Genomic DNA, 11,619 nt, shown 5'->3' on the forward strand with positions numbered 1-11,619 from the left:
CCTGAACACCAGCCGCCTGGAAAAGCGCCAAGACGCGTTCAGATGCGCTGGTTTGGCAGGGTCCGCATGGCCCCTTTAACTATGAAAACACTCACTGAATCAGATACGCGCTTTATTGAACGCATGGGCCAGTTAGCCCAATCAGACGGGCTTTCTCGTATAGGAGGAGAAATCTGGGCGGTCCTCATCGTGTCTGATGACCCGGTCAGTTCGTCAGAGTTGGTAGGACTATTGCGCGTCAGTAAGACCAGCGTGAGTACGAATACCTGCTTTCTTGAACGGTTGGGCATTGTCGAACGTCGTTCAGCGTTAGGTGAACGGCAGGATTTTTTCAATTCGTCCCAACCCTTATGCTGCTTTCCTGGAAGGCCAGATAAAAAGATATCAGACCGCAAAATCGGTCGTCGCGGAAGCCAGGTCGACGATCACGAATGACCGCAATCGGGCCAAACTGGCTGAGCTGGAGAAGTTCTACGGCATGTATCATCACAGCTTGAATGATCTGTTGGAATATTTAAATGCTCAAGCCTCTGAGGTAGGAAAATAGGGCATCGCAGTGGCTTTGTGAGTGCAATCCACCCCTCCTGGTCAAAACGGCCTCCCTGACTGCAATCTTCCCTTCGATTTTCTCAGGCTGAAGCAAAAAGCCCTGGCTGTTGAACCAGGGCTTCTTGGGGTTACTGCTGTGTGGTTGGTGAGAGATAGGTGAGAGAAAGCTTACCTTGAGGGATTTCAAGATGGATAACGGTGTCTGCATTCAGCCCCAAAAGATTGATGATCGGGTTACAAAGGTTAGGAACCAGACTGCATATACCACTTACATTATTCGAGTTGAGCGTAATATCTCCTCGCACTTCAACGTCAATCGGGACCCTCTCGACATTAAGCAGTTGGATCTGTATGCGGCCATCCTGGAGAAAGGTCACAGGCCCTCTCAGCGTCAAGCGGTCACCACCCAGGTCCTGAATGGGATAGCTGCGCAGGTTATGGTCAAGCTCGGCCGGGCCAATGCTTGGGTTGAGGTAAGGTGCATCCAGATATACGTCCAGACTGAGCTCGAAGGTAAACTGGCCCTGCTCATTGGTGTATAGAAAGCCCGTCAGCGGTTTGACATTCCCCTTTTCATCCCTTGGGTATCTTATGCGCATCATGAGCGGACCGGTCGAGATACTTTCGTTAGCCTCAATGCCGGTGTCTGCAAGCCCAATGCTTGCAAATGCATCCAGTAACGCAGTATCTATTTTGACCCACACATCGCTGGATGTGGTGGCTAACACAGATGGCGAAATTTCCACCGGTACCCTGCCCTGGTCGTCCGGTGTTCCTGCCACGAAGGTATCAAGCATGGCTGTCAGATAAATGAATTTGTCTTCCCGGCAGCTTTGCCCGACTTCACATCCAATTTCAGCGTCAACCACAAGAGAATCTTGCTGAGGAGGATTCAGTGACTCGACTCCATTGGATGCCAAGCCTACCGCGTTGGCAACGCTTTCTCCTGTTTGAGAGCCGGCCTCAAGACCTTTTGTATAGTCCAGATCCGCATTGGCATCGGCCGCCGGCAGGTTTCTCAGCGGCAGGTAGGTGGCAGTCTTCTTCTCGATACCGGTGAAGTAGTTCACCAGCGCCGTGCCGCCCTCGGTTCTGTGGGTTGCATCCCATTTACCCTGGGTGAGCAGGACGGTTTGCAGGGGCAGCCCCGCAGTTGACTTTATCACTGAGTTGTCATCATTGGCGGCATTCAGCGTATAGCGGTAGAGGCTGCCTGTCTCCCACGGAACCAGGGGCGTAATGGTCAGGGACCGTGGCTCGGTCGTGAGGGTGTATTCGGAGGTCGCAATTTCCTCCCATTGGCCAGTATCCGTTTGCCTTTCAACCGTCAGAGTGATGCCGGGGACGATGGTTTGTGGGTCCATGTTAAGGGAAAAACGGACGATAATGGGCTTGTCGGTTTCGAGTTGACCAAGGGGGAGCAAGTCGTCATCGGCTTTGCCCCCGGCACAACGTCCCTGGTTGCCGGCGTTGATATCAATGCCGGCTTTGGCGCAGGGATAACCGGGCCGGGTTATCAGCGCAAGCGGCGACTGGTCCATTGGCGTGCCCGGCTCGGTCGGGCTGAGTTGGAACGGCAGGGCAATCTGGCTGGCAAAGGTGTTTCCGGCCAGGTCCCGCAAACCGGACCCGTTTTGCGACGAAGCCCCATTGGGATTGAGCCTGAGAACGTAGCTTGCGCCATGCACCAATGGTTCCGCCGGATGAATCACCACACTGCCGCCATCGGCCTTCAGGTTCGCATCAACCAGCACCCCATCCTTTTCCAGCTGAATGTTGTCGGAATTGATAGATGATGGGAGCAGCGGTTCGTTAAAGTAGATCACCAGATTGTCGCCCGGGCGAAGCCTGGCCTGATTGTCAGTGCCGGGCACCCAGCTCGTGATGAAGGGCGCTTCGGTGTCCGCGAAGTCGGCCTGCAGCGGGGCATCTTCGACGTTGCGGAAGCCGTTCAGCTTGAAGGAGATCAGGCCTGAGGCCGTGTCAATACCCATCACGTCCGGCTCAATAACGCCAACGGCTTCGATGCTCAGCTTGCCGTCCTCGACGATGGCGGTGCCCACGAGCTGCACGTGCATGAGCTGTTGGCCAAGGGCGCCGTTGGCAACAGTGTTCCCGGTATTCAGGGCCATATCGATGTAGAGCTCGAGCACCCGGGGTGCATCCACTGCATCGGTATAGGGGTTGGGCATCAGGAAACCATTGGCATCCGAGAGAAAGCGAACTTCGACGGCTTCGGATTCGAACCCGGCCGGCACGGCGCCGGCGACCTTGACGACCACGGAGCTTCCGGTGAGCAAGGTGCCCCGGTCGATCCTCAGGGGAATGCTCTGGCCCGCCGCTTCAAATTTGGGAATAAAGCCCAGTTCCGCGAACACGGTGCCGGTGACACTGGTCGGGTTGTTCGGGCCCAGAAGAAGGGAGCTCAGGTTTACCGAGTTGTAATCGGCACCGGTCAGTGGCAACTGGCCGGGTATGCTTTCAGCTACCTGGCCCATGATCTGGCGCTTGCCCGTCGGGGAGCGGGAATCGATCGGGTTGAAGGTCAGTGTGTGATCTTCGGACAGGGCATCATCGAGCAGAGCGCTTTTGATGCCGGTAGTCACGGTCAGGTTATAGGTCAGGCCCGGATCCAGGTAGCCTTCCGGATCCACCGTGACCCGGTGGCCCTTGGCGTATACTTCGGCATTCACCGGTTCACCGTCCTGGTCCGTCAGGCGGATGGTCTGGCCGTAAACCACCGATTGCGGGTCGAGGGGCTCGGTAAACTGAAGCCGGAATGTCGTAAAGTCCGTGACGGGGTAGTCGTTCCCTCCGTCCGGAATGGCTCGCGCCAGTTCAAATCCGGTGCCTTCGGTCTGGCTCAGGATAGGGCCGGATGTGGCCGGTTCTGTCCTGAATCTGATGCCATCTGCGGTCAGTGACACCGGTGTGCCGCCAGCCTGAAGGCCCTCTGAGGTCAGGGTGTAGCTGGTTCCCGGCGCAAGCGCCTTGTCCGGCTTTGCCGCAAGCCCCATCTTGTCTTCATCAGTAAACATCACGTCGGTGAGGGTAACCTCGTTTCCGGTGGCATCCTTCAGGATCAGAGAATCGGGAATGTCAGTCAACGGTGTGTCGATGGACTTGTTGAAACGCAGGAAAACAGGTGCCGTTGTGGGAACGGTGGACGTGACATCGGGCTGATCACTGCCTGACGACATTGAGTCAGCCGGATAGGCAAACATTAGCGAGCCGGGTGTTGAGCTTTGGGTCATTGTTTGCTCGTCACCGCCACAGCCTGCGAGTAACGTGGTGACACTCAATGCAATAATTGTTCTTTTCATGCCGCACCTCTTCAGAATTTCAGCGTAACTGAGCCGCTGAACACGTGAATATCGCCATCCGCAGTAACGTCTTCTTCGTTTCCGTTGAAATCAACAATGGTGAAGTCGCGCTTTTGCAGCATCTGATACTGGTAACCGAGGTCCACGCGAACGGGGTAGGCCAGAAAACGGGTACGGTTGTACGTTGCACTGAGGCCAAGTCCAATAGAGATCTTGTCGGTATCCAGGTAGTTAACTTCCCGGTTTCGAGTGGTTTTCAGGGGGGATTCTCTGTAGGCGACACCAGTAAGGAACATGAAGTTATCATTTAACCTGTACTCGCCACCGATACGAGGGACCAGGATGTCGTCAAACTGCATCCGGGCAGCGGGGGAAAGGCTGGCCTGATCCTTAATGGTGTCGCCGGCAAATTCGTCCTCCAGTTCTGACCAGTTCTGTTGTTCGATACTGCCGCCAATGCGCCAGCCGTCACCTTGATACTGAGTGCCGATGACCCAGGTTTCCGGCTGAAAGGAGTCGATCGTCGTGACCGCAAGGGCAAGTCCCGGGTCGGGAATCGTCTGGCTGACAATGATGTTTGCATCGACGCTAGTGGAAGATGCTGATTTTGCCCGGTAGGCCAGGGCCGTTTCCCAGCCGCTCAACCAACAGCCATTTTCAGGGCAGAAGGTTTTGCCCCAGTTGATGGAGGTACTGACAATTGACTTTACAGAGGGCTCGGCATTAACAGACAGGCGCTCACGCTGTGTCTCACCGGCGAGGTTCGATATCGCATCGAGGTCGGCTTTGGCTTCAAGCGTGATCCTTGCCGAAATGCCGGCATCAATACCACGCCAGATAGTGGTGGCAGCACCGATATTGAGGAACAGGGGCTCCTTGCCGTACTCCAGGAACTGGCCGCTTTCCGATGTATTTGAAGAAAAAGCCAGCAGTTCCTTGCCGTATTTCTCCACTCCCGCGATGAAGCCAAGATAGATCGGATGGTCAGAACGAGTCATTGAGGTGAGATTGGTTTTCATGCCGATCAGCACATGCTGGCTCGGAGAATCGGCGAGTATATCGCTATTGCGCTGAGGGCTTTCCGCCCTTAGTTCCTGTTCAGCATGAAGCAGGCCAACGGTCAGCTCACCCTTGGGATCTTTTGTCAGATATGCAGGGTTATAGTAGGTGGCAGACACCTGATCATTGAACATTGAGAGAGACTGAGCTGTGGCCACGTCGACCGCCATTACCCCGTAGGTGGTGCCGATGTTGCCCATGCTGGCCTGGGCAGAAAGAGAGAATCCTGCGGAAAGTATTGCAACTGTAAGGGATATCGCCCTTACCGAAAACCGGGGGAAGATCGCCATTAATACACTCCATAGCTCTTTGTTTTTGTCTATACGCCGGTGCTTCTGTCTGGGGAAAGGCACACGTTGGTTTCGGATAGGAGTATATGTTGCTTGTCCTTTCAGGAATCTGGCTTTCTTGACGCAACTTAACGGCAGTAGAGCCAGGCATTGCCATTGCCGGAAGTTGAAATGCATGATTGACATTTCGCACTTTGCGACTTTTTAGAGTGAGTCTCGGGCTTATCGGTACTGGGGATCTCGAGGGTTGTCAAAACCTATAACTTGTAAAGAGACCTGTATAAGCAGGGGTTACATTCCAGACAGGTCCAGCGCGAACATTAAAATGGAATCGATCAGCCTAACTCAGCCTCAGCAACAGCCGGCAAATCCAATAAAGCGATCAGTGGGCATGCGCTTCTGCGTTTTACAATATATTCATGCTCTCCTCCCCCGGTAGCCGCACCAGAGCGGCGCGGCTACCCGTGATATCAATTGGCGACATCATTCTCCCGGCTTTACCGGATCCCGGTACCCCGCCATCATCTTCATCATCCAGCCCGGGTACTCCTCGGGCAGGCGGCTGACTTCATCCAGGGCTACCAGTTCATCGTCGGACAAGCGGATTTGGGCCGCGCGGATATTGTCCCTGAGCTGCTCGGGCCGCTTGGCGCCAACGATGATGCTGGTCACAGGCTTCTGGTGTAGCAGCCATGACAGGGCAATCTGTGCCACATTGACCGGTTCGCCGTCGATCTGTTTGCCATCGGCAATCTCCCGCATAACCTTGATGACTTCGCTGCCCCGCTCGCGGTTGACGGGCGGAAAGTCAAACTTGGCGCGCCGGTTTTCTTCGGAAACGTCCGGCCCCTCGTATTTACCGGACAGGTAACCCCCGGCCAGTGGGCTCCACACCATCAGACCGACGTTCTCAGATTCCAGCATCGGAATAATATCCCGCTCCAGATCGCGACCTACGAGGGTGTAGTAGGCTTGCATGGATATGATCGGGCACAGGTTGCGGGCCCGGGTGATGCCGATGGCTTTCATCACTTGCCAGGCGGCCCAGTTGGACAGGCCCACGTAACGCACATGGCCTTGCTGCACCAGGGTGTTCAGTGCCTCCAGAGTTTCCTCGATCGGTGTGGCCGGGTCAAAACCGTGGATCTGGTACAGGTCAATATAATCCGTTTGCAGGCGCGCCAGGCTCGCCTTGCATTCGCTCATTATATGGCCGCGGGAAGCACCACGGGCATTGGGGCCAGCCCCCATGGGGCCAAGCACCTTGGTCGCCAGCACCACATCTTCGCGGCGAACGCCGAGATTCTTCAGGGACTGGCCGACGATGCGCTCACTGGCGCCGAAACCATAGATGTTGGCGGTATCGATAAAGTTGATCCCCGCCTCCAGGGCGATCTTCACGAGTTCGTCGGCCTGTTCCTGCTGCAACTGGCCGATCAGGCCCCAGATGTCCTCATCGCCGCCGAAGGTCATGGTGCCCAGGCACAGTTCGGATACGAACAGCCCCGAGTTGCCCAGCGACTTGTAGCCTGGACGATTGTCTCCATCGAACAGTGGTAAACTCTCAGTTGCCATGTTGCACCTCATCATGCTTTTCGGTTGGTGTTCCAGAATTCACTGTAAATACTGCCGGTTTCGGTTTGTTTGCACTCGCTTGTGTTACTGGGTGAAGATGGCCTTGTAGAAACGCATGGTGCCATCCCAGGAACGGCTGGCAGCCTCTTCATCATAACCAACCGGCATGCCGAACTCCTCGGCGATCTTGTCGGCGCCTGGGTTGGTGAATGAGTGCAGTACTCCGGGAAAGCTCACCAGTGTCAGGTCGACTTCGGCATCCTGCATCTCCTTGACCAGGCCCGCGACCTGATCCGAGGGGACCAGCTTGTCGGCACCGCCGGTGTACACCTGGATCCTGGCTTTCACGGACTCGGGTTCAGCCGTGAGGGGGCTGCCGAGCGCGCCGTGGAAGCTGACAACGCCGTCCAGATCGACGCCCATGCGCGCCATGTTGAGAACCACGGCGCCGCCAAAACAATAACCCTGTGCCGCAATTCGGGACGCATCAACACTTTCGTGGTTCTTCAGGATGTCCATCGCCTTCATGAAGCGCGCCTTGACCTGACTCATGTCCCGAGTGGCTTCCTGCATGAACTTCTGGGCGGTATCGGGATGGTCGGCTTGTTTGCCAGAGCCATACATATCCAGCGCAAACGCCGTATAGCCGGCCGAGGCAAGTCGTTCTGCCTGATTCCGGGCAAATTCATTGTGCCCCCACCATTCATGGACCACCAGAACCCCCGGACGCTTTTGCCCGAATTCATCATCCCAGGCCATGTAGCCGGTGAAGGTCTCGTCGCCGACTTGATACTCGATGGTTCTGGTTTGCGTTTCTGCCAGTACCTGCGTACTTGCAACAGTGAGTGACAGCGTGGCTGCTGCCAGTGCTGTTTTCAGGGTGCTCATCATCTGTTTGCTCCTTTTCGCTCGTTATGAGTCAATTTGCGTAGCGATTCTGTACATCAAAGCGCGATTCCTGTCCCGTCGTTACTGGCAGCGGGCGCGCAGCAGTCGCGTTGCGGCATCAAACACGGCGAGGTCTTCTTCGGTGCGCGCGGCAAGGTGGGCCCCTTCCAGCATCGCCAGGGTCGCCTGCGCTTCATCGGCGGGACCCAGGATGGCCGAGACGGATCCATCCCTTTGTCCCAGTTCAAACGTTGCCGTAATCCACTGCAGAACCATTGCGCGAACGGCGCCGACTCTGGCAATAACGGTGTCGGACAGGCTTTCGCGGCAGGTCGAAAAGGCAACGCACAGACACACGGTCTGGCCATCATGCAACGCCCCGCGGTACAGGGCAATGAGTGCCTTGAGGCGCGCGCCAGCGCTGGCATGGGCTGCGTCTATCTCGGTCAGACCCTGCTGCAGACTGGTCTGATAGCGCTCGATCAAGGCTTCGGAGAGCTTCGCCTTGGTGGGGAAATGATAATGGATCGAGGCCTTTCGAATGCCGATGGCCTCGGCCAGATCCGCGTAGCTGAACCCGTCAAAGCCCCGTGACCGGACGGTGTGCTCGGCAAGATCCATCAGGGCTGTTCTGGTATCACGGTTCATGGTTGTTCACCTGTCTGCCTTTTCAATCCCGCTATTGCCGGGCTTATACCCTCGGTGCCCCGGCAAATCGCAGGTGCCCCGTTTTCATCCAGATCTTGGCGCCGTCGTCCCCGGCCGTCACGGACAACCTGTGTCCTTCAGGGAGGCGCAGCCAGTCATGCCTGGCCAGCACCTCGCCATCCCTGATAGCCGAACCTTCGACCACCAGCAGTTCGATTCCGCCGGGCGCCTCAGAGGTCAGTGTCGCCCCCGCATCGAGCTGGCTGTAGGTCACGATCTCACGATCGTCCTCATGCAGCTTTGCGGTGGCAACGCCGCCCACTGGGGCGCCCAGCTCGGCCTCCATATTCTTGCTGAACTGGGTGCGGTCGGCCAGGTCGAACTGCCACAGTTTCACAAATATCGTGCAGCCCGTTTCAGAGCCCGGAATATGTGACGTGGTTGGGGGGTTGCGCACGTAGGTGCCAGCAGGGAAGTCACCGTGCTCGTCCTGGAACACGCCATCGAGTACGATGAATTCTTCTCCACCGGTATGGGTATGCGCCGAGAAATGACTGCCCGGCGCATAACGCACGATGGTCGTGGCGCGGGCAACTTCGTCCCCGATCCGGTCCAGCATGCGCCGCTCCACCCCTTTCATGGGCGAGGGCTGCCATTCAATCTGGTCGGAATGCATAACCACCGGTTTGGAGAAATCTGCATTGATCTCCATGTTATTCCTCCCTTTTGTGCCCTTCATGTTTTCAGCGCTTACATTAAATCCGAAGGTTTCGGATTACCCGGCAATTGAAGGACGGGCTGCGACTTTTGCGCGCCAGGCCTGGAGATTGGTCAGGGACTCGGGAATGTCCACCTTCGCGAAATCCGCAAACCCCAGGCCGGCAAAGGCGGTGATGTCTGCGACCGAGAAGCTGTCGCCTGCGAGAAACTCATTGTCCGCCAGAACGCTGTCAAGATAGGTCATGGTTGCGCTGGCAATTTCTTTCTGTTTATTACCCCATTCAGCACACTGCCAGGTTTCCAGATCCGGACCAAGCCCGGGGGTCGCGTGATGGAAATAGGCACCCACGGCATTCATCAGACCGTTTTCTGCCCGCAGATTCATCATTGCGATACGGGCACGCTCCGCTGGGGTTGTACCCATAAGGGACGGACCATCAAAGACGCCGTCGATATATTCGGTGATGGCATTGCACTGGGCGATGCAGGTGCCGTCGTCAAGTTCCAGCATGGGCACGGTGGCATCCGGGTTTTTCGTCTTGAACGCCTCGGAACGGTGCTCGCCGCCCATGACATCGACCGGGACGAATTCCACCTGGTTTGTTGCGCCTTTTTCTGCCAGAGCGATGCGAACGCGGAGCGGGTTCGGGAAGCCTTCGATATCGTAGATTTTCATTGATTGCCTCTGTTGGTCATTAAACATGCGCCAATTAATCCACCTATTAGTAGGTAGATGTGCAAGAGGCAATTTGATTGTTCTGCTTTTCTTTGCGCTGTTGACAAGACATTCCAAACGCCAAGAACAGCCCGGGCCTTCTTGCAGTACATAGCCAAACCAAAAAGCCAGCTTCTCAGTTAGACGATTTGATAAATATCGAAGTGTTTTTGTTGAAAGAAGCGTGTGCGAAAGAGCAGCCGTGAATGTTCGCTTATGTTTAACAGCGGGAACAAGCGCCACCACATCCCGTAAGCAACGGTCAAAACCGACCTTTCTACAATGCCCAAGAAACTGACAACGTACCAAAGCTGAAGTTGTCTTTATGGCGCTCGTCTTCGCTGGTAGAGGCACGCACTGTGACCGCGGCCAGAAGGTGATCCCACTGCCAGGTAGCGCCCAGACCGAGCTGGCCGATCAGCGGCCCTTCATCGAAACGGTAAGCCCCCGCGTTGTCGTCGATGTAGGAATAGCCTACATACTCCACGCCCAGCCCCACATACACGGACCAGCTACTGCCTGAATCGTTGAACGAGCCCGGCAAAGCGATGGTTGAGGATGTACCAGCGTAGTCCGGCACAAAATTTGTAGGAAGGTTTCTGCCAAGCTGCCAGACCAACCCAGTTTTAGCGGAAGTTCGAAAACTCGACAGTAGTCCGGATCCGATCACCGACACACGCTGTTCAATGTTGCCGCCCTGCCCAAGTTGAAGGAGTTTTCGGCCATGCGCAGCCTGAATGCCACCCACCACATCGGTTCCAAGCTGATTACCCCAACCTTGCGGCTTGTCGCTTCCAGTGGCTTTGTGCACCCATTTCTGAACCGACTCAGCACCACTCTCAGGCCCAAAAACACCAATGTGAGCACCAAAGCCGGTAATCATATCGGCGTTCCAGCTCCAGAGTGTGCCGCTGAGCGACAGGTGACCGGCATAGGGAATGTCGTCGAACTGCGGATCTTCAACCGTAATATCTTCAGGCGTAACCATGAATTGCCGCAAACTCAGGCTTACCGCCTGCTTTGGATCGACAGTTCCAATACCTGGCAGAAAGCGCAGCTCATCACGCAGAACCCGGGCAAATCTTGCCGACTTTCCATCGCTCTCATCAGCGGTGTCTGTCAGATACGAAAAGCGTACCCCGTTTGTATATCCGCGATCTGTTCCAGTAAGCAGGTCGTTGTCCCAGGACAGGTTAACAACTTCTGCCCTGAGGCTGGTTGGCAGAACACTAATAACGACGAGCAACAGGTAGACACATTCGCAGCGACGACTCAAATCCAGTATCTCCGGTTTGCACAAAGAGTAACTAATATGGACAACTGTCAGGTCTCCTAACCCGGATTTCTCATGAAGGGATAAAAAGAAGCGGCTAAAAGTGCTATAGTTTCAAGAACCTAACCAATCCACCAAGCACCAGTAGCCGCATCCAGAATGGTACCTCAAAAACTGACCTTCTCGCCACTTTCCCGCCGCCAGATTGAAACCGACTTCTCCGGAGGCCATATCACCTCCGATGCCGGCTTGCTGTTACTGCGCGAAGTCGACAAACAACACCGGTTAACCCAACGGCTGGCCGAGACTCTGACCGACCAGCGGGATCCCCGGATGATTCGTCATGAGCTCAAGTCCCTGGTCCGGCAACGGGTCTACGGTGTGGCCAGCGGCTACGAAGATCTGAATGATCATGAAGCGCTTCGCTTTGATCAGGCACTACAAACCGCCACGGGGAATGCCTCGACTCTGGCCGGCAAGTCCACGCTTTGTCGAATGGAGCAGGCGATGGATCGGCAAACCATTGTCAAAGCGCATGAGTTGCTCTGGCACCACTTTATCGAGCAGCATGAGAAGCCG

General features: G+C 55.8%; 10 protein-coding genes. 2 read left to right on the forward strand and 8 right to left on the reverse strand.

Annotated features, from left to right (window positions below; genetic code table 11):
- Positions 1 to 81: 81 nt before the first annotated feature.
- A complete protein-coding gene (locus AC13E3_RS01555) occupies positions 82 to 435 on the forward strand; it encodes a GbsR/MarR family transcriptional regulator (protein WP_227497733.1) in 354 nt (117 codons plus the stop codon).
- Between the two features lie 242 nt (positions 436 to 677).
- On the opposite strand, the gene AC13E3_RS01560 is transcribed toward AC13E3_RS01555, so the two are convergent.
- The 8 genes from AC13E3_RS01560 to AC13E3_RS01595 form a co-directional block, all read right to left on the reverse strand.
- A complete protein-coding gene (locus tag AC13E3_RS01560; protein WP_039881818.1) occupies positions 678 to 3,872 on the reverse strand; it encodes an Ig-like domain-containing domain in 3,195 nt (1,064 codons plus the stop codon).
- An 11-nt stretch (positions 3,873 to 3,883) separates the two neighbouring features.
- Positions 3,884 to 5,221: an alkane uptake protein AupA gene (gene aupA / locus AC13E3_RS01565; RefSeq protein ID WP_008170331.1), complete on the reverse strand. Its 1,338-nt coding sequence runs from the start codon at positions 5,219 to 5,221 to the stop codon at positions 3,884 to 3,886.
- A gap of 483 nt (positions 5,222 to 5,704) precedes the next feature.
- Positions 5,705 to 6,796 carry an aldo/keto reductase gene (locus AC13E3_RS01570; protein ID WP_008170333.1) on the reverse strand — a complete coding sequence of 364 codons (1,092 nt, stop codon included), beginning with the start codon at positions 6,794 to 6,796 and terminating at the stop codon, positions 5,705 to 5,707.
- 84 nt (positions 6,797 to 6,880) lie between these two features.
- Positions 6,881 to 7,687, reverse strand: coding sequence for a dienelactone hydrolase family protein (locus AC13E3_RS01575; protein ID WP_008170335.1), 807 nt, complete (start codon positions 7,685 to 7,687; stop codon positions 6,881 to 6,883).
- Between the two features lie 78 nt (positions 7,688 to 7,765).
- Entirely contained in the window at positions 7,766 to 8,332 is a 567-nt protein-coding gene (locus AC13E3_RS01580) for a TetR/AcrR family transcriptional regulator (RefSeq protein WP_008170337.1), read from the reverse strand.
- 43 nt (positions 8,333 to 8,375) lie between these two features.
- The gene (locus AC13E3_RS01585) at positions 8,376 to 9,044 is read right to left on the reverse strand and encodes a cupin domain-containing protein (protein ID WP_008170339.1); all 669 of its coding nucleotides are present in this window, start codon (positions 9,042 to 9,044) and stop codon (positions 8,376 to 8,378) included.
- 63 nt (positions 9,045 to 9,107) lie between these two features.
- The gene (locus tag AC13E3_RS01590; protein WP_008170341.1) at positions 9,108 to 9,728 is read right to left on the reverse strand and encodes a glutathione S-transferase family protein; all 621 of its coding nucleotides are present in this window, start codon (positions 9,726 to 9,728) and stop codon (positions 9,108 to 9,110) included.
- A gap of 316 nt (positions 9,729 to 10,044) precedes the next feature.
- Complete coding sequence (locus tag AC13E3_RS01595; protein ID WP_482901639.1) at positions 10,045 to 11,043, reverse strand: lipid A deacylase LpxR family protein; 999 nt, start codon at positions 11,041 to 11,043, stop codon at positions 10,045 to 10,047.
- A gap of 156 nt (positions 11,044 to 11,199) precedes the next feature.
- On the opposite strand from AC13E3_RS01595, the gene AC13E3_RS01600 reads away from it, so the two are divergent.
- Positions 11,200 to 11,619, forward strand: a 420-nt coding sequence (locus AC13E3_RS01600; RefSeq protein WP_482901640.1) for a transposase, incomplete at its 3' end; no start/stop codon positions are given.

The sequence above is a fragment of the Marinobacter sp. L-80 genome (assembly GCF_056859395.1).

Excerpts from the sequence above, each read along its gene's own strand:
- AC13E3_RS01555 (WP_227497733.1), top strand. The coding sequence starts at position 82 with ATGAAAACACTCACTGAATCAGATACGCGCTTTATTGAACGCATGGGC.
- AC13E3_RS01560 (WP_039881818.1), bottom strand. The coding sequence starts at position 3,872 with ATGAAAAGAACAATTATTGCATTGAGTGTCACCACGTTACTCGCAGGC.
- aupA (WP_008170331.1), bottom strand. The coding sequence starts at position 5,221 with ATGGCGATCTTCCCCCGGTTTTCGGTAAGGGCGATATCCCTTACAGTT.
- AC13E3_RS01570 (WP_008170333.1), bottom strand. The coding sequence starts at position 6,796 with ATGGCAACTGAGAGTTTACCACTGTTCGATGGAGACAATCGTCCAGGC.
- AC13E3_RS01575 (WP_008170335.1), bottom strand. The coding sequence starts at position 7,687 with ATGATGAGCACCCTGAAAACAGCACTGGCAGCAGCCACGCTGTCACTC.
- AC13E3_RS01580 (WP_008170337.1), bottom strand. The coding sequence starts at position 8,332 with ATGAACCGTGATACCAGAACAGCCCTGATGGATCTTGCCGAGCACACC.
- AC13E3_RS01585 (WP_008170339.1), bottom strand. The coding sequence starts at position 9,044 with ATGGAGATCAATGCAGATTTCTCCAAACCGGTGGTTATGCATTCCGAC.
- AC13E3_RS01590 (WP_008170341.1), bottom strand. The coding sequence starts at position 9,728 with ATGAAAATCTACGATATCGAAGGCTTCCCGAACCCGCTCCGCGTTCGC.